Genomic DNA, 24,727 nt, shown 5'->3' with positions numbered 1-24,727 from the left:
ATTATTTAGCCTCCTTTAATATATCATTAACGCTCATATTTGTAATCTCGTGTCCTCTAATCCAGCCATATCCTTGAGCGTGCAACCAGCCAGGTTTAGTAACTTTGTCTATGATCACAACAGTATTTCTTACTAACTTACCTAAGTAATTAGAGCCGTAAATTGGCTCTATAGGTCTATCATATACCTGTATATAGGGTCTTGATAGTATCTTAAATTCCTTTGGCTTTAACAGGCTGATATAAGAGGCAAAAACATCTTTTTCCTTGTATTTGGTGCCTTTAATCTCATAGATGCGCCTTGCGTCATATTTTTGCTCAGGATAATTGTTGTTTGGAGTTGTTAAAACAAGTCCATCTGTAACAATTGCGGCTTTTATGTCGAACTTTTCTTCTTTATGAGATACATTGGAGGCTTTATCTTCCTTAAGTTGTTCAAGAGATATTTCATTGTCCACCAAAGCCTTTACTTGACTCTCGGTAAGAGCTATAGCAAGGCGACCGGTTTTTGGATTTATCACAAGTCTCTCTCCTGTTGTAGCCACAACCTCGTCTTTATGCAAAGCTTGATTATCTGTTACTGTTGAAACATATTCAACCTGAGGCTCTTGCCTAGTCTCAACCGGCTGAATTTGAACTTCAAGTTTTTGTTTTACGTCTTCTTGTTTTTTCTCATAATAATTGTGTTTTGTAGGTCTTTGCATCTTGTATTGTTGCAATGCAGATTCAATTTCGCCGTTTTTAATAATTAAAATATCTACTTTGCCATCAAGCTCGCCGAATTTAGTAACAAGCTTTGCAACGGCAGCCTTTAACATTGCAATATCTTGATCTTGTTTAGCGTCCACATCTACAGCATAAATACCGCTTGCCACAACGCATGATAGTGCAAGAGATGTTATTAGTTTTTTCATAGCCGTCATCCTACTTTTTTATTTGCTGTATATAAAAATCGTAAGCTTCTTTAAGCCTTTCTAGGTAATCATGTAGTTCTGATACCAAAACAGCCCCTTTTACAGGCTGAGGAGTAAGCGACCTTCCTGTTGCCGGGTCCAGCACAAAGAAAGCCGGGACGAAATTTGTGGCAAAAGCGTAGTCAATTTGCTCCTTATCTTGATACACAAGAACGGGATGGTAGTTTGCGTTGATAAAATCTATAAATTTCTTATCGGACTGCATATCTTTTATAGATTTTACGCAATGTTGGCAGGTTGTTTGAGCTACCACTAAAAGAACCGGTTTGGTATATTTTTGAGCGTTTATTTGAGCTACCATATCTTGATAACTATGCCAACCGATTTGTGCAAAGCTTTCATCTTTAACGGCGCTTTGTTTTTGTTGATTTTGTGTAAGGGCTCCGTTACTTTGAAAGGATATTCCGGGAGATCCAAACGCAAATAAAGCAGCCACGCTTAAGGCTATAAGAATTTTGTTCATATTAAGTACCTCCAATTTGTGTTTATTTTTATGATTATATCTTATTTTTTTAGTCGGTCGTGAATTACTCGAATTCATAGTCACTTCCGTTGCCGTATTCAGGTTTAAAATCGTTTATTTCAGTATGCTCAAACGGTCTATAAGAAGCCATTTTTTTATACCACATAACGGGAGCTGATCCAACCGCTCCGTTGCGATTTTTTGCTACTATAATTTCAGCTCTTTCTACCTCGTTAGTCATGAGAGCGTGATATGTGTCCGCTAAAATTTCCGACTTTGGATTTTTTTTCATTTGAACTTCAATCTCTTGTTTGATATATTCTGCTTCTCTATATGGAAAAAGAATGATGTCTCCGTCCTGCTCCAATGAGCCTGAACCCCTAAGGTCGGCGGTAGTCGGTTTTTTATTAACTCTCTTTTCAAGCTCTCTATTTAGTTGAGATAGTATTATCCATGTTGAGTTTGTTTGCTTTGACGCCATCATAAGCTTTGCAGAGTTGTCCGTAATTTTAGTGTTTTCGTCGGATGTTCTTAGCTCACTTGGCATAATTTGAATATAGTCTACAATAACAAGATCAAGTTGCCCGTAAGTGCGAATAAATTTTTCGGCGGTTTTTAGCATGTTGCTTGCCGTTAAAGGAATTTTGTCTGCAAAATCAACAATGTAACAAGACTTATCTCTTAATTTTTCAACTGCGTGTTTAACAGTCATTGAGTGAGTTTCGTGATTCTCACCCAAAAGAGTGTTGTTTAATGTGAGCGATGAGTGTATCTTGGGTAACAATCTAGCAACAAGATCCTTTTTTGGCATCTCAAGTGAGAATATCAAGACTGCTTTATCATTCATAATCGCATCGACCGCTATATCCAAAGCAAAAGATGTTTTACCCATACCGGGACGTCCGCCTATTACAACAAATTGTCCAGGTCTAAATCCATGTATCATAGAGTCTAACTCGGCAAAACCCGATTTAATCCCTATTATTGGTATGTCATCTGCATAAAATCGCTCTCTTGATTCAATGATATCGTAGTATGAGGTCAAAAAATCGTCAAAAGGATTGTCCGGAAAGCCTACGTCATCATTGGTTCGTAAAGAAGAGACCATTTCTTTCATTGAGTCTAGAGTTTGATTTAGGGCATAAGAGCAGTCTTGAGAAGCTAAAGAGCTATCAAGCTCGTTAATTTTTTTACTAAATGCGTTGCACAGACCTATTTTAAAGAAATTTTCTACAACATCTTGTACGGTCATCAAATCAAGTATTTTAGAAAGATCAAGGCTAGAAGTAAAAATATTAGGATTTTTTATTCTTTTGGCATATTGAGCGTTAATATCACGAGTCCTTGCTTTGTTTCTATGCTCTTCCAGGTATAAAATATAATTGCGATATATCTCATTTTTAAACATATCAGAAGTTATGTTGTAAGTATTGAAGTTTAATTCGTCGTTGTAAAGTAGTGAACAAATTAACTTTTCATAATCAATACTATTTTTTTCTATAAATGACATAATACCTCACTTTATTTGTAAGAAAATATTATAATATATTTTATCTTAATATAGCTTAAATGTGAGAGTTATATTATCTCACATAAAAGTTCTGTACTGAAAGTGTTTAGCTGTAAATTATAGTTTTTACTTAGCGTAAAGCGAATGTCTACTTTATCGCAATTTATATCAGCTAAAAACTTTTCGGACTCTACATTGAAAAATAAGCCGGTAAAACTTCTTTGAGCGTCGTTAACGGCACATTTATAGTGTAAGCCGCCCTTAAGTTCTTGCGCAACTTGAACATTTGCCTTGGTTGAAAAAATAGGCTGAGGATTGCAGGCACCATAAGGCATGAATTTATCTATTAAATTCATTACGTCTTCGTTGATTTCATGCAACTCAATCTCTATAGGCTCTTTATTGTTGTCCAAAAATTCGTGATCTTGAAATTTAGAAGCCGCCTCTTGAACAATTCTTTCAAATTCGTCAAAATTTTCTTTTGTCACAGCCAAGCCAACCGCTCCGGAGTGCCCGCCAAAGCCGGCTAAAACAGAGTTAGCCCGATTGGTTAAATCATACAGGTGTATGCTTCCGCTACTTCTTCCAGATCCTTTATATAGCCTCTTTTCAGTAGAGTATGTTAAAACGTAAGCCGGTTTATGATATCTTTCTGCTAGCTTGCCGGCTATAATACCGACTAAACCTTCGTGAAACTGGTTACTTTTAACAACTATCGCCTTTTTGGACAAATCTATTTCACCTAAACTATCCAAAGCCTCTTTTAGATACTTCCTGGACATCTCTTTACGAGTTTCATTTGTCGCCTTAAGCCACAAAAATTGTTTGTATATCTTTGCGTTATCTTTTTCTAAAAACAGAGCTACAGCCTTATTTGCATCATCTATTCTACCTACGGCGTTGATCATAGGGACTAAAGAAAACGCTATTGCAATACTATCCAAAACAGGTAGAGTAAAATTATTCCAAAGTAACTTGTAAAGGGGTCTTTTTTGTTTTTTAATTAACTCAATACCATAATTTAACATAGGTACATTAATATTAACAAGCGGCATTACATCCGAAACAATTGTTATTGCAACGTAATCCAGATACTCAGCCATTTTTATGTTAGTGCCAAGTTCTAGTTGTATAGCATAAGCCAAATACCAAGCAACGGTTGCTCCGGAGATATGCTGAAATTCTAAGTTTTCATCGCATCTTGGATTTACTATAATGCCTGTATTGGGTAAAACAGCCGGAGGGGTGTGATGGTCTGTTATGATAACCTCGATTCCTTTTTCATTTGCATAATCGATTGCCTGAGTTGCGGCTATTCCATTGTCAACGGTAAGGCAAAAATCAAAGCCATTATCTAGTGCATAATCTATTAAATTCTTATTTAAGCCATAGCCGTCTTTTAATCTAGATGGTATGCGATAGTCTACCATAGGACCAAACCCGAGCTCTTCAAAAAACTCCATCAATATTGTTGTTGCCATAATACCGTCGGCATCATAATCACCAATAATTAACATTTTTTTGCCGGCACAAATATTTTCTATTATACGCTTAGCCGCTTTTTGGTTGTTCTTAAAGCTAAAAGGGTGTGGAATGTCCTTCAAAGCAAAAAGCCCCCTGCTCTCCGTTTGTTTTTCTAGTTTTTCTCTTAATCTATCAATTAAACTATTAGATGAAGACATATTATCCCTTTATTTTACGAAACCGCTTTATGGCTCAACTCAAAATCTTCTTTTGTTCTTACAACAGGGCTTTGGGAGATAATTTTAACTAACTCAGGAAGTTTGTTATTAGATCTTTTTACCATATCTGTTGTTTTTGCAGGACCAAAATTGTGCCATAAATTAGCTATCATATTCATAGGTATTGCCGGGAATTCCTTGTTTAATTCTTTGGCAAAAGCGTCCGCTTCTGAAATATTGGTACCATTTTTAGGCGCATGATTAGCAGGCTTAAATTGTGGCTCTTCGGATTTGTTTTTTGCAATAACATCTTTTGCCGTTACTTTGTTTGGTTCGCGTTCAGCCATCTCTTTTATCTGTCTTTTTGCCTCTTTAGCACGTTCTGTAACACCAACACCGGCATCGATAGAAAATTCGTCATCTTCATCAATTAAAATCTCTAGTTTTGAACCAAACATTTGAGATGCTTGTTGAGCGGATATAGCCTTACTAATCCCCTCTTTCATACTTTCTAGTATATTTTTTTCCATATTTGCCAAATATACGCGTACAGCCTCGTTTTGATCGTGATACCTTTGAGCTCTTGCCACATCCTGCAAGGATGGAGGAAGAAGTCTAGCGTAAGATACTTCACCGTTTTCGGCAACTGCTGAATTTTTTGTTCCCATCTCTAAAGTAAAAGACATAAAGCGTAAAACTTCAGGATTAACCCCTTTAATAGCCTCCAGGGTGTTTGATATTTCAATAAAACTGTTAATGGAGTTTGTTTTAAACATAAAAATCCCCATTTTACCGCCTACAAAATCGCTTTCATCATTATTCATAACAAAAAGATTTAAAAGAGGTCTTTGAGTGAGTTGTAAAAATCCGTATTTTTCTACAGAACCTAAGTTTATGATGCTAGGATAGGTCTGTTCGTTATTTTCCAACAAGAAGGCATAAACTTCTCCATCAATCTCTTTAGCAAGATATTTTATGCCGTTTATTGTTATAAATCTGATCGCAGAAGTTATAAAAGACTGCGATAAATCGGTAACAAACGGAAGTCTAACCTTAAGAGATAGGTATTTTTCCTCGGCACCTTCAAACGGAACGAAATTTTCTCCATCTTTATATGTCTGGGTTAAAGTAAAGTATTTGTCAAAAACAACCTGTCCATTAACGCGTTTAGCAATTTTTATATTGCCGAGTTTTGTGTATCTTGTCATAGGAGCTCCTTTCAATATATTTCTACAAAAATATTATATGATATTAATGCTTAAATATTTCTAAAAAAGAGCTTGCTATTAAATTAAAAAACATAGCAAAAAGTTTGGATTATTCGTATTTTGAAAGGTCTATAAGATCAAGCTCCCTTAACATCTTACTACGAAACAGTTTGCTGTTTAAGTCATTTTGGTTAAAGTAAGAGCCGGATACCAAATTAACACTCAACAAACATTCTCCATGTGTCTCACATTTCGTTGAAAGATATGCTATTTGACTATTATCTGGAGTGGCGTATTCAGCCTGATTTCTTAAAATCCCGTTAGAGCCTTTGTTTAACATATCAAAAAAAGAGAGGTAGGACGTAAACACATAAGGCTTATTCTTCTTTTTGCTATCAACATCAGCGCTAAAGCCTTCAATATAGCCCTTTTGAAAATCCAACCCTCCATCAATTGTTTGCGGAAATATCGCCGCATTAGGAGTTGTTAAGGTTTTGTATATGCGTTTAATTTTCTTGTCGTTATCTAAAAAAATAGTGCATTTATGTCCATTTAGCTCTTTTGTATATTGAATAGTATCGACTCCATATCTGCTTTTATCAGACCAGTTTTCAAGCACAGAAACGTCTATTTGTTGATCAATATCAAAATGGTTGCCACAAGCCTCAAAAGCCATTAGGTTGCCTGCAATTAGCAAACTAGAAAGGATTAAATTTGTTTTCATGTCAAAATCCTTGTTTTCTATGTTGATTTGGCGCAAGAGGTTCATCCGGAATTGAGTCGTAGTCAATTTTATATTCAGGAATACTCTCGATAAACTCTTTGAATTTGACAGGATCTGCATTATTAAAAAATTGGATACACTCTTTGTCTTTAGTAGAATTTTTTGTTAAACAAGCCCCTAAAAGATCTTCAAGTTCCCTCTCTTGAGGGGTTGCTTGTTTGTATTTTGGCGAATTATCAGCCTCTCCCATATATCTTATATAATCAAATTCGTGTGAATGGTAGTCGTGGATATCTAGCATAAGCTGCTCATACCTACTTTCACAGACATTAAAATCGTTTGCCGGATCTGCAATGCATGAAGATCTAAAACGTTTAGCTTCATCCTTCATCTTTTCCACTTCGGCTTCAAGCTCATTATACATCTTTACTTTTGTTGCATTTGTTTCGGCAATGTACTGCTCTTGGGCGTTTAATGCTGAAAAAAAGCCCAAAAAAGCCAAACTTAATATCATTTTATGCACTTATACTCCTTTTGTGGCAATTAGCTGTTTACATACCCAAAAACTATCTGCAATATCTTGAAATTTTTGAGAGCTTATCTTTATTCGGCTTATATCTGAAAGTGTTTTTGCATCCTCGGTATCTAGGGCGTCTACAACCTCGTTCTTTTTAGCTCCTCCGTTCCCGGTAGCAAATTTTTTGATACTTTTTGGTGCATATATATCATAAGGTACATTAAGCGATATTAGAGCATTTAAAATGCAGAAAAACAGACCTCCCAATATTCTGGCGTTGTTTGTGCCGGACATATTATAGGCTAGCCCCTCAAGTCCAACAAAATCTACTCCAAATTCTAAGATTGTGTTTTTAATAACAGAAACAATACCATATATACGTCTTTCCACACTCTCGTCGCTGCTTACCTTAATACCCTTGGCATATAAAATATCCGTTGAAGTGGGAGTGTGGGATATAATACAAACACCTGTATGAGTTAAAGACTGATCTATTCCCATAAAAATTCTAGCATCATAATTTCGATTATATGCCGTTGTTTTCATAGATTATTGCCCCCAAATTTCTTGAGCTTTTTTAATGTGGCTTCTTGCACTATTTAAAGCCGAATTTCTATTGTTACCCGTTAATAGGTATTGAGACAATCCTACATAGTAATAGCATATTTTTGAATATTTTATATGCGCGTAACACGGCGTTTCAGATAGTAGATCCAAAGCTGCTTGAGGACGACCCGTTCTAATCATAAAATCGGCGTATCTTAATTTTTGATGAACATAACTCATTTTAAATTTACTAAATTCCCTATAGAAGCCCTCTGCCACCGGTGCATTTTTTTCCGCATAATCATAAGCTATAGCGTTTAAAACTACGGCGTTTATGGAGTCATATCTGTTTTTGAGGTTTTGTAGAGTTATGTCGGGAAGTTTAAGCTCTGCAACGATTTTAGAGAATTCTGCTTGATCATGATTGAATATAGAGTATGGTTCAAGGTCTTTATAATATTTAATTCCATCTACCTTATGTAAAATAGGAGCTGGTAATTCTTGAGATTTAGGGCTGGAGTGTAATGAATCTTGATGATTTTGAGGGACAGGGTCTATTTGTGTATTTTGAGGGGCTTCAAGTTCCGGCTTAGAAACTTGTATCGGAGGTTTTTTTAAAGAAGATGTCTCAGGCTCCTTTTTATAACCCTCTAAGATTCCTTCGGGTAATATTTCCTCAAAGCTTTTGGTTTTGCTGTTTTTGATGACTTGTAAAATTTCATCTTCATTTTTTCTTTGTTGGGCTTTGTAAGACTCAATGGTTGCAGACTGATCCTTAACTGCTTCGGTAGCTTCTATTTCAATAACATCGGATTGATTTGAGTCAAATGGGTTAAAATCTTGGTTAGATAAAGCAAATGTGCTTATTAAAGATAATAGTATGATTTTATGCAGCATATTACTTTCCTTTTTATTTTTATTTTTTTAATTTTATAATTATATCGTATTTTTTCTTAGGTATAATGTTTCAACAAAGACAGAGCGAATGTCTATAAAAAGCAAAATTTGTTTTTTAAGCAAAAATATGTAATAATTAGATTGTAAGAAATATGCCATAAATACAAATCATATATAACAAGGATAGGAAAATGGTTAGAATATCCACAGCACAATACATGAAAATGCACAATATTGTAAGCAGAGAAGTGTTGGTACGCTTATTGGATAATAATGAAATTCCGGGAGTAATAGTTGATAGTGTTACTAAAGCGGTATCAATTTTAGTTCCAGATAAAGATGGGGATACAACTATCTCTCCTGAATTGCAGGCAGAAATTGATATGTTAAAAAATCCAAACAGAATAACTTTAGCCAAATATGCAGCAGAACTTGGGTTGGATTATTCCGCCATGTACGCAGGATATTATTTAAAAGGAAAGATAAAAAATACATTTAAAGATAAAGTAAGCGGAAAAATCACTGTTTTGATATCTGATGACATGTATCAAATAAAAAGTACAATAGCAGAGCCCCAAGATATTCAACTTAAAGAAGTAGCAAAAATTCTAGGGTTAAACGAGAGTCAATTAAGATATATAATAAATCCAAAAAAAGAAATTAGCGTTATTAAATACGGAACCGGATCAAGCTTCTTATATGTAACCAAAGACGAGCTTATTAGATACATTAACAAAAAGAAAAACTCCGTTAGAGATGTGCGACTTGCTTGTGCAAGAAAAAAGCTTATATCTATAGACGAGGCTTGTAGGCTGCTTAACAAGAGAGAGCTTACCGTTAACAGAATGATTGACGAAGGTGTTTTAAAGGTAGAGGTCTTTAAAAAAGAGAGGTATATAACATCAGCCTCTTTATATGACGTTTTCTTTGACTCCGGAGTGTTTAGTCATGATATTTTTGTAAGTAATATAGATATAGACGAGATAGAAGAAAAATATGGCGGAGAAGCACGTCAAGACGGTAAAATAATGACTCCGGAAGAGATTGTGGAGCTTCCTAGAGTTAGCCTTAAGGATTTTGCAGACAAACACTCAAGAAAAACATACTTTTCTTTGTTAAATGATTTTTATGCAGGAAAGCTGGATAATGCCGGACAAGATAATGTAACAAGGAACATTTTTGTAATCTTGTACAACAAAAAGATAAACCCGGATTGCATAGATAAAACATTTAATTCCGGACCTGAGCGTATAGAGTTAACGCAATGGGCGAGAAATAATAACATGAATTATAACAAGGCTAAAACAATGGTAATGAACCAAGAGATTAAAGGAGCCTTGTACGATCCGGTTTGTAACGCATACTCGGTCGAGCTTGAGGGAGATTATAAAGGATTTACTCCTTATATCAGACTGGACCAAGAAAAATATATAGATGACAAAAAGCCGTTTTATTCCCACTATGATTTTGCAAACACATTTGGCATATCAACCAACTATTTGCGAAACATGATTAAAGATGGAGTTATTAAGCTTACAAAACGTGGGAATAAAAAGGTTATTATGCGTAAGGATATAGACGCATTCTTTGAGGAAAGGCAAAAAGCAATTGATAATATAGTAAAGCTTTTAAACAAAAAAGATGAGTATACTCAAAAAGAGATGTGTATATTAACTAATAGACCTAAAAAATTTGTTACATTGATAGCCATTAAGCGCAAATGGTTGCCTAGCAAAAACGAGGGTGAGCTATATACTAAAAAAGAGTATTGCGACTTTTTAAATAACCATGATAAATACTGGAGTACGGACGAAAAAGAGCAAATATTGGCTGCTTGCTAATTTAAAATGAATTTAGTTGTTGATCAAGACAACTAAATTCTAATTCCACAGACAGCGCAAAAATGTGTTCTTTTTAATAAACACACATTCAAATCTTCTTGAATAATTAACATACAGCTGGAATTTACTGTTGGCTGATATAGAAAAAACGAATTAAATATAGAAGTGTCTAAGTAAAATTTTTGTTGCCCATGAAGACACTCAATCAAATTATCATCTATTAAGAATGGTGCTGTAAACATCCCCGAGGCTTCTTTTTTAAAAGAATCAATGCATAAAATTTCAGGTTTTTTGCGATCTATGCTTTGAAGTATTTTACGCATGCCCTTGCCGTTTAATATGAGAGTGTTTGGCATGCGGCTTACTCGCATAAGTAAAATATCCATAGCGTGCTTGTCTATTTGCTTAAAAAATAGTTGCTCGTTAGAAAGACACTTCACATTGCCAAAAACAAATTCATTATCTGAAGCAACTTCGTCAAAAAGACGTTTTATTCTACTTCTATGAGTTAAAACGGTGATATTTTGTTGTGGTTGCGTTGACATCTTAGTTTGCCTTGTATTCTTGTATATCTATCATAACAACTTTGCGACGCGCAGTATCTGCTGCAACCGCCAAAGCATCTTTAGCCAACTGAGGAGCTCCTATCGTCTTGTCCATTTTTAAGATGGCACTCATAGACTTTTTAACTTTTTTGGTCCACTTTGCCTTCTTATCTTTGGTTGCAGAGTGGTACCTTCCGACAGAATCCCATGAGTAGCCGTGCTTATTTATTATGTCCCGCAAAATTTTGGCTGCAATATTGATATTTGTTTGAGGATCAACTATGTCATCTTCAGAAAGATTAAACGCTTTTAACCAAATGCTGTTGATTTGCATTAAGCCATAGTCGGTTGTTTTGTTGGTGTTGTAGCCTGTAGTCTGAGGTGTCATTTTTGAATTTTCAGTTAAAGCTATTGATTTTAATAAGACAAGTGGAATGTTGTACTCTTTTGAAGCCTTTTTGAATTCTTTGTCATACTTGTAGTAATTTTTCGGTAGATTGTCTATTTTAAATTCAGCCCCAAATCCAAGCTGTAAGAAAAGTGCTAAACAAGCAAATATTTTTACAAATTTCATTTAGTCCCCTTTTTATAAGGGTTAAAATTTATAGAAAATTCAATTGCCGTAATATATGGTTTTTGTATCAAAACCGCATTATCTTGATATACTGCCTCGACAAGCTCTATATAATACGTTTTTAAGGATTTTGAGCTACAAACTAAATATAACTTATTTTTGTCTGCTAAGATACAATCGGAAAGCTTATCTTTGTTCTTAAGAGAGATGTCTTGAACGTTTACTACAAAATCCTCTTTTATCTGTAGAAATGGCGCATTTATGTAGCCGTCATGCTTTTTAGCGTTTGTAACGCCATGTGCATATAAAGTTAAAGCAGCTATAAAAAATAAAATTATTTTTTTCAAAATAGAACCTCCACAACTCTATTGCGATATTATACCAAAAGCTATTTAATATTACAAAATAATTATATAAATTTAATGCTTAGAATATAGCAAAAAAATACAAGCTTATTCATTGTTTTAAAAGCTAAATTTTGAATACCTAAAAGGTAAGAAGCGTAAAGATTTTAATGTATTTAACAATTTCTTTACGCTTATTTTTGTTGTTAGGATCGACCTCCTAGCTTTTTAGGCTTGGAGAGGGTTTTTTTGATTTTACCCATTTCGATCCCCGCAGCCATTAGCTCATCAACTTTTTTGCTAATAGAGCTTAAGCCCTCTGCAATTTTGCAGTGAGCGGCATTAACCAGATACAGAGTGTCACCTACTCCAATTAATGCATGTTTAGCTGCTCTTGCAACAACCTTAACTGATCTGTCTATGCCTTCGACAGAAATGATAACACTGTCTTTTTTGCAAGAAGTGTCATTTTTGAACTTCGCCATTTTATGCTCCTTTAAAAAATTTTTGATTGTAAAAACAATCAATTAATAGAGTTGTTATAGCAAAAAAATATGATTATGTGGAGTAATCGACAGGCTTTTTGTGTGCATAGGAATAGATTATTCCGTTTTTCATTATATGATAGTTTGAGTTTTGACGGTTCTTTATTCATTTATATTGATACCCCATATTTGGATATTAAAAACTCATCTATTTTTGCTTTTGAGCTTGTTTTTAATAGAAAGTATTTTTCTTCCTCTGTCAAATCACAAATACCAAAATCTTTTACATAATTTTTTGCAAGTGCAAAATAGTTTGAAGAGTATGGCTTGCTTGTATGTTGAATGTAATACCAAAATACTTTTGATTTTAAAATCTTTTCGATTAAAACTAACTCTCTTGTAGATTTACCATAAATTGCATATCCTGCATAGAACAGTAAATCTTTATCATTGGTATATACAAAATATGGTTTATTGGACATATATGGAAAGAGTAGTTTTTCCCCATAATCGTTTATGGATTGACTTCTTCCAAATTCAAACCATTTATATTTCTTATATTTATTTTTATCTCTTTGTAGAAGTAAAGATTTATACTCTAATAAATATTTATAAGCAAATGGGTAATTGTTTTTAAAATAATTCTCATCCATCACTGTTGCGATCTTATCCTCAACTTGATAAGGGAAAATAATTTTCTCAGTTAAATCTTTAATTTCTTGAGATGTTTTTAGCTTGTTTGGTTTGATAACATTTCTACATATCTGTTTTTCAATTTTATAGCTTTTGCTATTATATTTCATATAAAAATAGTTTTCATCTTCTCTGTTTGGTTTAAATATAAATAAGCTGTTTTGTAGTGTTGCTAGTCCATTTTTAATAACGGTTCTGTCGCCCAATGGAATGCCTATATTCTCAATTATATGAATATTTTTAAGAATATGCTCATCGTCTGCGAGCATCCAGCCTTTTTTATGATCTAAAAGGCTATATTGTATTTTTGTAAAATTAATCTCCTTAGCAAGTTTAATATCATCAGAAGACACCTTGCAATAACTAAGTTGATTTGAGTAAGACTTATGAATTAGAACTAGACAAGTATAGGTCATTTTATTGTCAAAAATTTGATGACTTCCAAAATCTAATATTTTTAAATCAAGAGATTCCATGTTAAAAAACTTTCGCAGCTCCCTTGCATTTACACTTCTTTTAAAAGTATTAACAGTTATGTATCCCAAATAACCGTCATCTTTTAAATGTTTTATACCTATCTCAAAAAAAGGAATATATAAATCTGTATTACCAGATGCAGTAACACTCCATTTTGAAAGAAGTTTTTTACTACCTGCATCTAAGTTTTTTGTTCTAACATAAGGTGGATTTCCTACGATTGCATCAAAACCTATAAAATCTTTTTGTATTTTATGCCAATCAAAATTTAAAGTGTTTCCTTTGTATAGGTTGAAATTAAACTCATCTTTGTCTTCTCCAATCGTTATTGCAAAAAGTGTGAGTAAGATTTTTGTTCTTTCAATTGCATATTCTGCTATATCTAAACCAAAAATATTATTTTTATATATATCAAACAAACTGTATTCTGTTGTATCTTTTATGTGTTTTGATACAGTATATAAGAATGCCCCTGATCCACATGCAATATCTGCAATTTTTGTTTTATCGGTAATATTTAATTTAGCTACAGAACTCTTATTTATGTACTCTCTAATATAATTAGGAGTATATATAGCACCATTTACTACTATATCTTTTGATGGTATTGTTATTTCAAATAGATTTATCACATCTTCAAAGTTAAATACACCAGAGTGGCTATGAACTAACTTTAAAAAACTTTCGATCTCTTTTTTATCATCTCCACTTAAAAGTGATAATAAATGTTTATTATGTATTATTTTTAAATTGTTAAATTCCAAATAAGCTGATACGATTAATTTATTGACTATATTTAAATCATCCGAATAGTTTTTTAAATACTCTTTTATTTGCTTGTTCATGTGATACTATCCAAAATTTCATTTCTATCTATATTTCTGCCAATATCTTTAAAATATTGTTCTTGTATCTTAGTAAGTTTATATGCTCGTGCAGTTATACTATCTAGCATTTCCCACAAATCAGCAAGCTGTTTTTTATTCTCCTCTGTTTGTGAGGTAGTGCATAGATATATTCATTTTGCTTCTTTTCTAGTTCCATTCCAATGCTAGCTAACTCTTCTACCGTTTTTTTATCCTTTTCAAAAATATATGCAGGAAAAAGCACTGGTTCTAAATATTGTTTATTTAATTTAAAATATCCATTTTGTTGCTTGTTAGCTATTCTTGTATATAGGTGCCATCTTTGAGAATCATTCCTTTTGTATTTTTTATCTTTGATGTTCTCTTGAATTGTTTTTTTGTGCTTTTTTAAATATGCTCCTGCCCTTGGGAATCTAGTACAGAAATCATCAAATAAAATTGGATGTTTCTCTTCATCAATAACATCATAAGGGAATATAGCATAGGTATCATCTACATCTTTTCTAAATGAATAAAACCTCTCATTTGGAACTAAAGAGCGACAAGCATCTTTTTCGATGATAATATTATCATCAATGCTACTTTTCGCTTTTATTAAATTATTCGCATGATCTATCTCTAAAACCTTAAGATGATATGCTTTTACCCAAAGGACTTGAATCCCAACAACATAATACCGGTATATATTTAGTTTAATGTTTGATATCGGGTCAATTAGCATATTTTAGCCTTTTGTGATATTTTAACGTAGTGATTTGTTTTATATAAAAATATAAAAACCTAAAAGGTTTGATAGGGATGAGGAGCAACCGAGTTGCTCTTCAAAACACCATTAAAATGGTATTGTTTCATCCCCATAATCGCCATCAGCATAAGCCGCGTCATCTTCGTATTGAAAATCCTCCGGCTGATATTGTTGCTGCTGATGCGTTTGTTGTTGGCGTGCAGCGGCTTGCTGTTGGGCACCATTTTGTTGGGCTCTTTGCCCACCGTTTTGCTGAGCAGTTTGGCGTTGCTGAGCACCATTTTGTTGGGCTCTTTGACCGCCATTATTTTGCTGAGCGGTTTGGCGTTGTTGCCCTCCATTTTGTTGTTGGGCACGCTGTTGCTGTCCACCTTGCTGATAGTTACCATTTTGTTGGTAGCCACCAGCATTGCCGCCGCCATTTTCAGACTTGTTGTCAAGCATACGCATGACCTCTACGATCAAGCTATGCTTGCTTCTATTTTGTCCGTTATTGTCTGTCCATTGGTCAAACTTTAAACGTCCCTCTAGCAAAACTTTGCTACCTTTGTGAAGGTATTGGTTTGCTATTTCAGCCTGTTTTCCAAAAAACGTAACATCGATAAAGCATGTCTCTTCACGCTTTTCGCCATTTACGGTGAAGTGGCGAGTGGTCGCTATCGCTGAACTGCCTATAGCAGCGCCGGATGTGGTATATCTTAACTCTATATCTCTTGTTAAGTGCCCCACTATTGTTAACTTGTTATACATGTAATGCCTCCTTAAAAAAATTGAATTTCACTGCTATAAAACAATGAATTAAAATGTGTTATAGCAAAAAATAGAGCATAACTAAAGGCTCTAAAACTTCTACCTATTTCTTAGCTTTGGAGCTCTTTTTGTCTGCCGCAGATGTCTCATTCATCTCTTTTTTAAGGACTTTGCTAGATGCGAAACTTACCGCGTTATGAGCCGGAATTGTAATCATTTTGTCGCTATTTACCATTTTTGCCACACGCTCAGGTCTTTTAGAAACTTTAAATGTGCCAAATCCTATAAATTTAACAGATTCGCCATTGATGAAAGAGTCTTTAAGAACTTCTATTGCTCCATCCCATGCCGCTAAAGCTTGCGTTTTTGTTAGTTTTACGCCCTTGCTTTGAGTCTTTTTGACCAACTCGTTAACCAATTTTTGTTTGTTCATGTGTTCCTCCTATGGTTTTATTTGATACTTAATTACCATAAAGAAATTATAGAATATATACGCTTAGGATTAGCTTAAAATAGCGGATAAATACGGATATTATAAAAGAAATTATTTTGATAAAAACAAAATCTTTTATATTGTAATTATATAGTATATTATTGTTTTATTGAACCTCTAAATTGGCTTAACATCTCAGGTGTAATATAGGGGTCTTTAACCATTACCTTGGCATCTATTTTCTTACCGCTGATCGTTGTGTTTGCACTAATAGGCTCTTTTGGTTTCGGAAGAGGAGTCTCTTTTTGATTTTGTGTTTTGTTGCCCCAATTACCATTTACATCGACTACAGAGAGCTTCTTTCTTGTAGTGCTGCCACCGTCTGCATACAAAAAACAAAACATTAATGCTGCCGTTAATACTACTTTTAAAAGATTTTTGAAAAACATTCCTTTGCCCCTACTACTGATCGTCTTCGCGGTATCTTACCCAGCTCTCTCTATATAGCTGAACTCCTGATTTGTCCACTATGTCTTCAACAGGTTCTCTCTTTAAAAAAATATCGCAATTTTTAAAATGTATCTCTCCTTGAATAAGCATCTCGGTAGAATTATTATTTGGTTTTGGAAGCCTATAATAGATATATGGGAGCAGTTTGCGCTTAACGTTTGCCTCGGATGTAGAATTAATTGTTAAAATTTCTTCTGTCCCTCTTTTTATTATAAGGAATACGGAACTAATGTGTAGTTTTCTGTTGTATTTACCTTCAAGCTTTTGTTTTTCCCTGGCTATTTCATCAAGAACTTTGGTAGAACGCTCATCAAAAATTTCTCCATTGTACATATTGCGTCTATTAAGATATGAATGTTTTTTTAAAATCAACTTTGCCACCTTGTTATTAGTTTTGTTCTAAGTTGTCTTCTAATAGCATTACTTAGTTGTTGTGAGCCTGTAAGTGATTTTCCACGTTTAGGCTCTATGTCTTGTAAGAGTTCTATTATACCACGCTTCCAATATCCACCAATGCTTTGATTTGGGATGTGATAACCAGGTTTATTTTCCGCTTCCGTATCAACTATAAATTCTTTCGACAAGATTTCTTCCTTATTATCAGAAATAGCAATTCCGTTGTCGTCAAATTTTAATTGCTCTTTAGCATAAACCTCTTTGATTTGGTTGCTCTTTTCGATGAAGTCAGGTTGCTTTGTCCACCATTTCTTATTCTTACTATCTTTATGATAGTAATATGCTATACCCAAAGCTACACAACTGCCAAAAAAAGCACCAATACCAAACATTATGCTTATTTCTTTGACTAAATTTAGAAGATTGAAAAGAAATTCTTTAAACACGTCCACTCCAAATAAATTTAATTGAATTTTTGTGGACTATACACAGTTCCGCCTCCCGACTCCTTGGAAACTCCGCCTAGCTTTCCAAGATCAGAAAACTCATCGTCATAGATAAACAAAAATCTAAACATTTTCTTGCCCTGTTCAGATATTGAAGGCTCCCATTCTACATTAACGGATGTATTTGCCGGCTTGCCCATAATATAAGGGTTTTTACCGTTAAGCAACTCTCCATCATGATCAACATGATTTGGACGCACCTTTCTATTGTTAGAATAAACAACCCACTTATTGTCTACAACCGGATCTTTTTTGAGTCCGGGATTTGCATAGTGATCGCCTTCTATCATTTTCATGATTTCATCATAAGTAAGGGTATTTTTGCTGTATATTAAAAACATCCAAATATTAGATATAATACCTTTATCTCGTGCATTTTCAGGAACCTTGCCCGGAGCTAGGACTTTTTCTAATTTGCTTTCATTGTCTCGAGGTAGTTGTCCCCAAATCCCTGCGCCCGGAGTAGAAAACATATCTGCATATTCATTTTTTGTAGCTATGTAGCTAAAATAGTGATTAGACGGATTAAAGGATTGAACGGCAAACGGAGTTGCTTTGTTGCTAGGCGACATTTTAATAAAACTACCTATTTTAAAGTCGGGAGCTCCTATACCAAGTCTATATTCACCAAAATAATTTCTGTCATCCGTAGTTTGATGTGATGCAACCCACTCAAAATCAGTTCTTTGTGATACAGAGCCGTTGGGATTAACTACAGTTCTCTCTACAAGAGTGAGAACTTGTGCAAATTCGTCTTTTCTAAACACTTGCCAGCTTGGTGTATCTCCCGGCTTTCTAATCAAATATGTATGATCTAAATACATTGTATTACCGCGGGGGTTTGTATGGACCGTTATACCTTTAGCTGTTCTATAATAATACGATCCGTATTTTGGGCTGTATTTTTGATCCATTCTTGCGACAAGATATATGTTGTATACTCCAGAGTTATAGTCAAACGATTTTGGTTTAAGCTCAACTTCAACCGTTCTGATAGGAATTTGATCATTGGTATCTTCAAATTTTGAAGCCAATTTCATAGGAGACTCTTCTCCAATAGCCTGCTTAACCCTATTTAGAGTTAAATTTTGAATCATATATTGATAAGCCGCATCCTTTTGTTCCCTATTTAGCATCTCCTCGCGTTGCTCTTTATTAGTGGCGGTATTTCCTAATTCAGCTTGTATATCTATCTTAGGTCTAACCGGCTTGCCCGTTACCTGCCTTAATTTAACTGTATATTGCATAGTATTGTCATTATGCACTATCATCTCATTAATAGGGGTTTTTTCATAGTCTTTAAAAAGCTCTTCGCATTTCTTCTTAGTGCATTTAGTGTTTGTAGGATCATCTACGCAGTCCACTTCCGCTTTAAAAATGGATGCCTCATCGCCATAATTTCCTTTATAGTGATCGTATGTAGGAAGACACTTTTCATGGTAAACACAAGATCTTTTGCAGCTATCTTCATCATAAAAAGCTCCGGTTGAAACTTCCGGACCAATTTTATACCTTGAAGCCAAGCATAAGTATAAAAAGTTACCTCCTCCGGAGCCATATTTAATCTTTTTATAATTACCTCCGGCGCACTCTAGCGGACTGCCGACCAGTTGTTTAAAGGAGCAATAATACCAAGAGTCGGATACATACTCAGCCTCCATGTTTTCAATGGTTATTGTGCCACCCCATTCATCTTTAAGTTGAGTAAAAAATTTCTCATATTCGTGTTGAAAAAGAGGGCTATTGTGGATATAAGGTTTCCACATTTTAATTTGAAGTTTTTTGATATTTTTATCAATAGGAATAGTAATTTTTATCGTATCATCGGTTAGATGTAAAACAGCTCTATCCACAATTGTTATTGGATGCAATCTACCGTTTGGCTCATCTTCAGGTATCTCTAGGATAGAGTATCTCATTTTGAAAAAAGCTTCTTTTAAAAATGTTCGCCACAAATTTGTTAAGGCAGTTTCATCCATTCCGTCCTTTTTGATTAGAGTGCGATTTATTTTAAGATCAAAGCTGAGATGTTTTATAGGAATTGAATCATCTAAATCCATAAACAAAGATGTATTATCAGCTGAATAATCAGGAAAAACTTTTATTATTGAGCCGTTTGGAATATTAATCTTTTTCTTACTTATTTTTTTCTCTGAAACGCAACTATGGTCTTTGGGATCGTTAAAGCAATATGAGTTGCAAGCTTCTTGGGCTCTTTGAAGGTTTGTTTTCTTTGCAATGGCTGCACTATTTAAAGAGGCTAACTCTTCATTAACAGGGATTTCTACTTTGTTGCCGTGAGCGTCAGTATATGAAGTGGTTAAATTTGCAGCATCCTTAAATTCTGTAGGCATTTTGCCGGGAAATCTAGCCCCTCCCTTGCCGTCAATAGGGCAGAAAAAAGCGGGCAGAAGCTCTCTTGAAATTTGGCATTTAATAATAGGCATTTGCATACGATCCGTAAGCTGTTTTTGCAAAGTCGGCAACATATCGTAAGCTTGAGTTAAAACTCCGTAATTATGAACCTTTGTTATTTGCCCTGCATCGGATGTAAAAGGTTTTATGCCATATAGTTCATTGTAAAGCTTGCTGGCGTTTTTATCCATTTCCATGTCATTAAATCTTACCCAGCCCTCATGTTCTCCATGTATCAATTTTTGATTTTGCATTCTAAAATGATCTACGGTACCCTGCCCTTGAGAAAAAGGGTCCGTTCCCTTAAACGCAAAGTCACTTAAACTTTGAATGCTTGTGTCGCCGCTATTCATCATGCTATCTCGTAGTTTTTTAGCCTCTCGCTCTATGCTTTTACGTTCATCTTCGTTTTCGGTTTTTCTTGCTTTTTCGTTAAGCTCGTTTAGTTTTTTGCGTTTTTCCTCAAAAATATCATATTCTTCTTGTGTTCTATGTAGTTTGCTATTATTCGCGTCAACAGCCTTACCTTTGTCTTTTAAAATATATGCATTTCCGGAATTGTCTATATGAAGCTCTCCGGCGCTTTCGCCTATTTTGCTTTTAATAGTAAGACCTGTATCGTACTTTTCTTTACCCATTACTCTGTCATCGCCAATAATACGCGTTTTATCGACTTGGAACCCATCTTTGTGCTCTTTTGGTGGAGGATTTTTTGCTTCATCTTCGGCAATTTGCTTTTTTAGGTGCTCTTCTTGCGCTTTTCTTAGACGCTCTGAATCGGAGTCGTTTTCGGTAGTATCTATGCCAACTCCAAACCTTTTTTGATCTAAGGTACCTTTAGTAGATTCGTAAAGAAGTCTATCATCCATAAATTTTGTTCCGTAGGCTTCCGGCACGGGACGATTATCAATTTTCTCTTTTTCTTTCGGTGCCTCTATAACTTTTGTCTCGGTTGCATCTTTGTTGGACGATGCAAGAGCTATATTAGCTAATAGTGCCATAGAGATAAAAATAAACTTTTTTGGCGACATCAGTTATCCTTTGTTTTCTCAAACATTTTTGAATCATAAATCTGATTGGCATTGAGTATTTTTATATACTCTTGAAAATATTTTGTATCAGAAACCTTGTCCTCTCTTACTATATGCTCAAAAAAAGTGGTAAGAGATACATCACCATGAATGACATGACTTATTTGACATGTTGCTACATCAGGCAGATCTCCGGCACATTTTGCGTACGCTAGAGCGGGAACTTTTGTTATATAGTATGCATGAAATAGCTTTGGGTCTATTTTTAGACCAAAATTTGGGATTACATAGTTTGATAATCTGCCATGCTGTCCCTTTAAAAACTTTTCCCAATCCATCATATATTGCTTGAAATTTGCAGGAGGTCCCATGACATACTGTTTTGTCAATAATGGAACTCCGTTCTCCTGTAAAATAGTTACATCTCTAATAACGTTTGCAATATAGTTTTTTGGAACAGATGCCGATATAAACATAATTAAAAAATCTTTTGGAGCGATAGCAATTTGGCTTAAATCTTCAACCTCTTTTTTAAGATTTTGTATTTCGCCTTTATTTAAAAATTTGTCGCCATTGCCAGCACTATTTATCATATCGTTTAATAAATCTTGAGTGGCTTTTTTATCTTTATTGGTGGGTTGCAAATATTTAAATTCAGAGACATCCGCCGGCTTATTCAAATCCATAAATTCTTGAGTATTAAAAGAATTTGCGTGCACTAAGAGCGTTAAGGTTGAAAGGAGCAAAATAGTTTTTTTCATACTCTATCCTTAATATTGCTGATCTTTGCCACAAAAATAGGCAAATGCATAGTAATCACGTCTAACCCAAACCGTATATACAACACCTTTTGCTCCAGGCACGTTATGAGCCGTAGAGACGGTCATGCCGGAAGCCCCCACCTCTTTGCCGCTAGATACTGTCGGATAGGCTAGTTGCAATAGATATTGAGATGGAATTGGAAGGGGATATTCTTTCCATCGACACATTGTATCAAGCGGCTCCATAGCGCCACTGAGCTTGTTTTTTGTTGATACGGCAGCATCTGCATTTCTTGAAGAATTTTCGTTAGGAAATGCAGCTGAATTAACATGAAAATTAACTGTTTTATACAAGAATGGAATAGGAGAGAGGGCGGATGCTCCATGTAATAGCCCCATAATTCCATGAAATAGAGCGGAGGCATCTACTATAGGATCAATTCCGTCTACATAACCGCCAACGGTTGAAAAACCATAGCAGCCGTCTATATGATACATTGTATCTCTAACAAGATTTAGCCTGCTTCTCACATCGTTTGTATATTTGCCAATAAGTTTCATTCCGTGAGACTTTTCATTTATCGCTTGATCTCTTATAGATGTGATTGACAGGGGCATATTTGTGATGCCTTTGGTATCGCTACCAAATTTGCCGTTAGTGTACATTGTCATGGCATTGACAACTTCTGTTGACATACAATCCAAAGCCGAGCTGATAAGTCCTTGAGGAGTAAATAAAAATATCATGTGTGGAATAAGTTTTGCGTAGTAAGCGTCTATTTTCCAGCTTGGATCAAATTCAGACATATAAGGAAATACCATATTTCCCTCATGAAAACAAAAGAATTCCATTCTTTTTTTGAATATAAGCCCCATAATAGGCACATATACAAAGTGGGCGTCATAAGCTACGCCACGAGGAGACTTTCCATCGCTATGAGCGAATGGTGAATTGCCTTTTATAGGGTTGCCTCCCATATCTAGGTCCGCAAAAGGAAAATATAGAGGTTTCATTGATGTTTCCATGTATCCTATAGGCTCTATCATGTGAGCTTGCACTCCAAAAGCACAAGTAAGAGGGTTATTGTTTTTGCAACACATATTAAAATTTAGAGTTATCTCAAACTCTTTCAAAAATAAGTCCCACTGAGTTGTGCTAAATAAATTTAAAAAAGGTGGCTTAAGTTTAGTGTTTTCAGATTCAGAAATACCTGTTTTAAAATCACCTATTCCATCTATTTTTGTGATTGTTTTAGTTGATTTTTCAGCATTACTGCTAGCTAATATGGATGATGGTGCAAGCAGTATAATTGTCAATAAACTTGATATAAAACGTTTAAATCGTAAATTCATAATTCAAGCCTCCTTGTATTGGCTTTAAATGTTTCGTAGGAAAATTCATTGATTTGTTTGGTAGACCCCTGCAATCTCAAAACGCTAGGATAACACTTAATGTCAAAGCGTTGCTCCTGAAATTCGGAGGTAGGATAAATATCGAAGCTAGGGTATTTTTCTCTTAAAGGTCTAACATCGGTATTAGCTACTAAAAATAGACATTTTTGATTAAATTGAGACATACTTTCGAGCTGATTTATGCCTGCTACATAATTTATAAAATTAATATAACAAATATCCATTTTTATATTATCAGGCATGGTAGATAATATCTTGTCGCCCTTTTTATAAACAAGTCTTCCAAGAGGATTTCGTATGTCTGTAGGAACTACCGCATAATCAGGCTGAGCTTCTAGAGCCTTATCTTCTTGGCACAAAGGCAGGCTTGTTGTTTTATTAGCCGCCGAAGCAACTTGTTCTTCTACGATTTTAGCTATATCGCCCTTTGTTATCGATTTTTCATACTCTTGAAGATCTTTATCTAAGATCTTAATAAAGTCCTCTTCTTGTATGTCGTATGTTTTTCCTTGAATACCCAAATCCATAAAAGGTTTTGGGCTAGTAAGCTCTTCTATTGAAGCTCCGAAAGAAAAAGAAGCGAATATAGCTATAACAATAAGAAGTTTAACGTTTTGCATTGTGCAGTCCTATACTATATTCGGCTTTGTAATATAGCTCTTTAAATTCAGTCCACCGATAGTTATCTATATTTTTTTTGTTGAATTGATCTTCGCAAATTTTAAGTGCTTCGCTGTTTTGTGCTAAGGCAGTGTATCGCTCATCTCCCGGATAGTAATAAAAAATATATCCTATGCTGTCATAAAATCCTTTGCAAAATTTCTTGTCTTTTAGAACTTTTGAAAAAACGGGAATATATGCTTTAACAAAGTTTACAACAAAACTTTCGTCGCCTTTATATCTTGAATTAAAGCTGGGGTCTGTAAGGCGCATTATTTCTAAGCCCTCATAAGCCGCTAAAGGGTTTTTGGTTTGTTCTACAACTTTTTTTAGTTCAGTTAAGGCTTCTTGCCAATTTGATGTATACCTACTTCCCTTAACATTAAACTCTCGATATAGCTTGTTTAAGTATTTTTGATAATTTTCGTTAGAAATTAGTTCTTTTTTGTATTTAACAAAGTTTTCTTGAGAGTCCCCCGTATCTTTCATATAAAGGGATATAAATTTATGCTCCTCTAAGTCCTTAAGTGTATATTTCACCTCTTCCATTCTTGCGAAAGAGTTGGATTCGGCATATAAACAAAGGGCTGTTATAGCACAAAAAACCATTTGTTTAATCATGAAATACCTCCATTATTTCAAGTAGATATATTTTACCATAAAAAAAATATTATAAGCAAACAAAGGCTGTATGTCGAAGTTAATTGAAATTTAGTAATATATATTTAGATTACAGAAAAGCCCACTAAAAACAGTGGGCTT

The 24,727-nt window shown here is 34.5% G+C and carries 26 protein-coding genes; 1 reads left to right on the top strand and 25 read right to left on the bottom strand.

What is annotated here, in order from left to right; translation table 11 throughout:
* Nucleotide 1 precedes the first annotated feature (1 nt).
* The 9 genes from ACHJH3_RS06280 to ACHJH3_RS06240 form a co-directional block, all read right to left on the bottom strand.
* On the bottom strand, nt 2-913 hold the full coding sequence (locus tag ACHJH3_RS06280) for a hypothetical protein (RefSeq protein WP_407064062.1): 912 nt from the start codon (nt 911-913) through the stop codon (nt 2-4).
* 10 nt (nt 914-923) lie between these two features.
* Nucleotides 924-1,436 carry a hypothetical protein gene (locus ACHJH3_RS06275; protein WP_407064061.1) on the bottom strand — a complete coding sequence of 171 codons (513 nt, stop codon included), beginning with the start codon at nt 1,434-1,436 and terminating at the stop codon, nt 924-926.
* Nucleotides 1,437-1,500: 64 nt separating this feature from the next.
* Entirely contained in the window at nt 1,501-2,946 is a 1,446-nt protein-coding gene (locus ACHJH3_RS06270; protein ID WP_407064060.1) for a DnaB-like helicase C-terminal domain-containing protein, read from the bottom strand.
* A 68-nt stretch (nt 2,947-3,014) separates the two neighbouring features.
* Nucleotides 3,015-4,628 (bottom strand): single-stranded-DNA-specific exonuclease RecJ, encoded by a 1,614-nt coding sequence (gene recJ, locus ACHJH3_RS06265; RefSeq protein ID WP_407064059.1) that lies wholly within the window; start codon nt 4,626-4,628, stop codon nt 3,015-3,017.
* Nucleotides 4,629-4,642: 14 nt separating this feature from the next.
* Nucleotides 4,643-5,836: a hypothetical protein gene (locus ACHJH3_RS06260; protein ID WP_407064058.1), complete on the bottom strand. Its 1,194-nt coding sequence runs from the start codon at nt 5,834-5,836 to the stop codon at nt 4,643-4,645.
* Between the two features lie 109 nt (nt 5,837-5,945).
* Nucleotides 5,946-6,560, bottom strand: coding sequence for a hypothetical protein (locus ACHJH3_RS06255; RefSeq protein ID WP_407064057.1), 615 nt, complete (start codon nt 6,558-6,560; stop codon nt 5,946-5,948).
* A 1-nt stretch (nt 6,561) separates the two neighbouring features.
* Nucleotides 6,562-7,083, bottom strand: coding sequence for a hypothetical protein (locus ACHJH3_RS06250; RefSeq protein WP_407064056.1), 522 nt, complete (start codon nt 7,081-7,083; stop codon nt 6,562-6,564).
* A complete protein-coding gene (locus tag ACHJH3_RS06245; RefSeq protein ID WP_407064055.1) occupies nt 7,084-7,623 on the bottom strand; it encodes a crossover junction endodeoxyribonuclease RuvC in 540 nt (179 codons plus the stop codon).
* A gap of 3 nt (nt 7,624-7,626) precedes the next feature.
* Nucleotides 7,627-8,520, bottom strand: coding sequence for a hypothetical protein (locus ACHJH3_RS06240; protein WP_407064054.1), 894 nt, complete (start codon nt 8,518-8,520; stop codon nt 7,627-7,629).
* 191 nt (nt 8,521-8,711) lie between these two features.
* On the opposite strand from ACHJH3_RS06240, the gene ACHJH3_RS06235 reads away from it, so the two are divergent.
* Nucleotides 8,712-10,361 carry a helix-turn-helix domain-containing protein gene (locus ACHJH3_RS06235; protein WP_407064053.1) on the top strand — a complete coding sequence of 550 codons (1,650 nt, stop codon included), beginning with the start codon at nt 8,712-8,714 and terminating at the stop codon, nt 10,359-10,361.
* A gap of 32 nt (nt 10,362-10,393) precedes the next feature.
* Here the strand turns inward: ACHJH3_RS06235 and ACHJH3_RS06230 are convergent, their stop codons facing one another.
* The 16 genes from ACHJH3_RS06230 to ACHJH3_RS06155 form a co-directional block, all read right to left on the bottom strand.
* Complete coding sequence (locus ACHJH3_RS06230; protein ID WP_407064052.1) at nt 10,394-10,906, bottom strand: hypothetical protein; 513 nt, start codon at nt 10,904-10,906, stop codon at nt 10,394-10,396.
* Between the two features lies 1 nt (nt 10,907).
* On the bottom strand, nt 10,908-11,480 hold the full coding sequence (locus tag ACHJH3_RS06225) for a lytic transglycosylase domain-containing protein (RefSeq protein ID WP_407064051.1): 573 nt from the start codon (nt 11,478-11,480) through the stop codon (nt 10,908-10,910).
* Nucleotides 11,477-11,827: a hypothetical protein gene (locus tag ACHJH3_RS06220; protein ID WP_407064050.1), complete on the bottom strand. Its 351-nt coding sequence runs from the start codon at nt 11,825-11,827 to the stop codon at nt 11,477-11,479. Before ACHJH3_RS06220 ends, ACHJH3_RS06225 begins: the two co-directional genes overlap by 4 nt.
* Before the next feature lie 203 nt (nt 11,828-12,030).
* Entirely contained in the window at nt 12,031-12,309 is a 279-nt protein-coding gene (locus tag ACHJH3_RS06215) for a hypothetical protein (RefSeq protein ID WP_407064049.1), read from the bottom strand.
* A 170-nt stretch (nt 12,310-12,479) separates the two neighbouring features.
* Complete coding sequence (locus tag ACHJH3_RS06210) at nt 12,480-14,324, bottom strand: class I SAM-dependent DNA methyltransferase (protein WP_407064048.1); 1,845 nt, start codon at nt 14,322-14,324, stop codon at nt 12,480-12,482.
* A 103-nt stretch (nt 14,325-14,427) separates the two neighbouring features.
* Nucleotides 14,428-15,066: a hypothetical protein gene (locus ACHJH3_RS06205; protein WP_407064047.1), complete on the bottom strand. Its 639-nt coding sequence runs from the start codon at nt 15,064-15,066 to the stop codon at nt 14,428-14,430.
* Nucleotides 15,067-15,177: 111 nt separating this feature from the next.
* Nucleotides 15,178-15,840, bottom strand: coding sequence for a single-stranded DNA-binding protein (ssb, locus tag ACHJH3_RS06200; RefSeq protein WP_407064046.1), 663 nt, complete (start codon nt 15,838-15,840; stop codon nt 15,178-15,180).
* A 103-nt stretch (nt 15,841-15,943) separates the two neighbouring features.
* The gene (locus tag ACHJH3_RS06195; RefSeq protein WP_407064045.1) at nt 15,944-16,273 is read right to left on the bottom strand and encodes an HU family DNA-binding protein; all 330 of its coding nucleotides are present in this window, start codon (nt 16,271-16,273) and stop codon (nt 15,944-15,946) included.
* 158 nt (nt 16,274-16,431) lie between these two features.
* The gene (locus tag ACHJH3_RS06190; RefSeq protein ID WP_407064044.1) at nt 16,432-16,722 is read right to left on the bottom strand and encodes a hypothetical protein; all 291 of its coding nucleotides are present in this window, start codon (nt 16,720-16,722) and stop codon (nt 16,432-16,434) included.
* A gap of 13 nt (nt 16,723-16,735) precedes the next feature.
* Nucleotides 16,736-17,155 carry a hypothetical protein gene (locus tag ACHJH3_RS06185; protein ID WP_407064043.1) on the bottom strand — a complete coding sequence of 140 codons (420 nt, stop codon included), beginning with the start codon at nt 17,153-17,155 and terminating at the stop codon, nt 16,736-16,738.
* On the bottom strand, nt 17,152-17,625 hold the full coding sequence (locus ACHJH3_RS06180) for a hypothetical protein (protein WP_407064042.1): 474 nt from the start codon (nt 17,623-17,625) through the stop codon (nt 17,152-17,154). The genes ACHJH3_RS06185 and ACHJH3_RS06180 overlap by 4 nt, the downstream gene beginning before the upstream one ends.
* 17 nt (nt 17,626-17,642) lie before the next feature.
* Nucleotides 17,643-21,131 (bottom strand): hypothetical protein, encoded by a 3,489-nt coding sequence (locus ACHJH3_RS06175; protein WP_407064041.1) that lies wholly within the window; start codon nt 21,129-21,131, stop codon nt 17,643-17,645.
* A complete protein-coding gene (locus tag ACHJH3_RS06170) occupies nt 21,131-21,892 on the bottom strand; it encodes a TrbC family F-type conjugative pilus assembly protein (protein ID WP_407064040.1) in 762 nt (253 codons plus the stop codon). Before ACHJH3_RS06170 ends, ACHJH3_RS06175 begins: the two co-directional genes overlap by 1 nt.
* A gap of 9 nt (nt 21,893-21,901) precedes the next feature.
* On the bottom strand, nt 21,902-23,245 hold the full coding sequence (locus ACHJH3_RS06165) for a TraU family protein (protein ID WP_407064039.1): 1,344 nt from the start codon (nt 23,243-23,245) through the stop codon (nt 21,902-21,904).
* The gene (locus ACHJH3_RS06160; RefSeq protein WP_407064038.1) at nt 23,242-23,925 is read right to left on the bottom strand and encodes a hypothetical protein; all 684 of its coding nucleotides are present in this window, start codon (nt 23,923-23,925) and stop codon (nt 23,242-23,244) included. The genes ACHJH3_RS06165 and ACHJH3_RS06160 overlap by 4 nt, the downstream gene beginning before the upstream one ends.
* Nucleotides 23,912-24,586: a hypothetical protein gene (locus ACHJH3_RS06155; RefSeq protein ID WP_407064037.1), complete on the bottom strand. Its 675-nt coding sequence runs from the start codon at nt 24,584-24,586 to the stop codon at nt 23,912-23,914. Before ACHJH3_RS06155 ends, ACHJH3_RS06160 begins: the two co-directional genes overlap by 14 nt.
* Nucleotides 24,587-24,727 lie beyond the last annotated feature (141 nt).

It is taken from the genome of Campylobacter canis (assembly GCF_045504005.1).
Lineage (GTDB): Bacteria > Campylobacterota > Campylobacteria > Campylobacterales > Campylobacteraceae > Campylobacter_A > Campylobacter_A canis.
This window is presented reverse-complemented; position numbering and strand designations above follow the sequence as displayed.

Coding starts and splice junctions, on each gene's coding strand:
- ACHJH3_RS06280 (WP_407064062.1), bottom strand. CDS start 913: ATGAAAAAACTAATAACATCTCTTGCACTATCATGCGTTGTGGCAAGC.
- ACHJH3_RS06275 (WP_407064061.1), bottom strand. CDS start 1,436: ATGAACAAAATTCTTATAGCCTTAAGCGTGGCTGCTTTATTTGCGTTT.
- ACHJH3_RS06270 (WP_407064060.1), bottom strand. CDS start 2,946: ATGTCATTTATAGAAAAAAATAGTATTGATTATGAAAAGTTAATTTGT.
- recJ (WP_407064059.1), bottom strand. CDS start 4,628: ATGTCTTCATCTAATAGTTTAATTGATAGATTAAGAGAAAAACTAGAA.
- ACHJH3_RS06260 (WP_407064058.1), bottom strand. CDS start 5,836: ATGACAAGATACACAAAACTCGGCAATATAAAAATTGCTAAACGCGTT.
- ACHJH3_RS06255 (WP_407064057.1), bottom strand. CDS start 6,560: ATGAAAACAAATTTAATCCTTTCTAGTTTGCTAATTGCAGGCAACCTA.
- ACHJH3_RS06245 (WP_407064055.1), bottom strand. CDS start 7,623: ATGAAAACAACGGCATATAATCGAAATTATGATGCTAGAATTTTTATG.
- ACHJH3_RS06240 (WP_407064054.1), bottom strand. CDS start 8,520: ATGCTGCATAAAATCATACTATTATCTTTAATAAGCACATTTGCTTTA.
- ACHJH3_RS06235 (WP_407064053.1), top strand. CDS start 8,712: ATGGTTAGAATATCCACAGCACAATACATGAAAATGCACAATATTGTA.
- ACHJH3_RS06230 (WP_407064052.1), bottom strand. CDS start 10,906: ATGTCAACGCAACCACAACAAAATATCACCGTTTTAACTCATAGAAGT.
- ACHJH3_RS06225 (WP_407064051.1), bottom strand. CDS start 11,480: ATGAAATTTGTAAAAATATTTGCTTGTTTAGCACTTTTCTTACAGCTT.
- ACHJH3_RS06215 (WP_407064049.1), bottom strand. CDS start 12,309: ATGGCGAAGTTCAAAAATGACACTTCTTGCAAAAAAGACAGTGTTATC.
- ACHJH3_RS06210 (WP_407064048.1), bottom strand. CDS start 14,324: ATGAACAAGCAAATAAAAGAGTATTTAAAAAACTATTCGGATGATTTA.
- ACHJH3_RS06205 (WP_407064047.1), bottom strand. CDS start 15,066: ATGCTAATTGACCCGATATCAAACATTAAACTAAATATATACCGGTAT.
- ssb (WP_407064046.1), bottom strand. CDS start 15,840: ATGTATAACAAGTTAACAATAGTGGGGCACTTAACAAGAGATATAGAG.
- ACHJH3_RS06195 (WP_407064045.1), bottom strand. CDS start 16,273: ATGAACAAACAAAAATTGGTTAACGAGTTGGTCAAAAAGACTCAAAGC.
- ACHJH3_RS06190 (WP_407064044.1), bottom strand. CDS start 16,722: ATGTTTTTCAAAAATCTTTTAAAAGTAGTATTAACGGCAGCATTAATG.
- ACHJH3_RS06175 (WP_407064041.1), bottom strand. CDS start 21,131: ATGTCGCCAAAAAAGTTTATTTTTATCTCTATGGCACTATTAGCTAAT.
- ACHJH3_RS06170 (WP_407064040.1), bottom strand. CDS start 21,892: ATGAAAAAAACTATTTTGCTCCTTTCAACCTTAACGCTCTTAGTGCAC.
- ACHJH3_RS06165 (WP_407064039.1), bottom strand. CDS start 23,245: ATGAATTTACGATTTAAACGTTTTATATCAAGTTTATTGACAATTATA.
- ACHJH3_RS06160 (WP_407064038.1), bottom strand. CDS start 23,925: ATGCAAAACGTTAAACTTCTTATTGTTATAGCTATATTCGCTTCTTTT.
- ACHJH3_RS06155 (WP_407064037.1), bottom strand. CDS start 24,586: ATGATTAAACAAATGGTTTTTTGTGCTATAACAGCCCTTTGTTTATAT.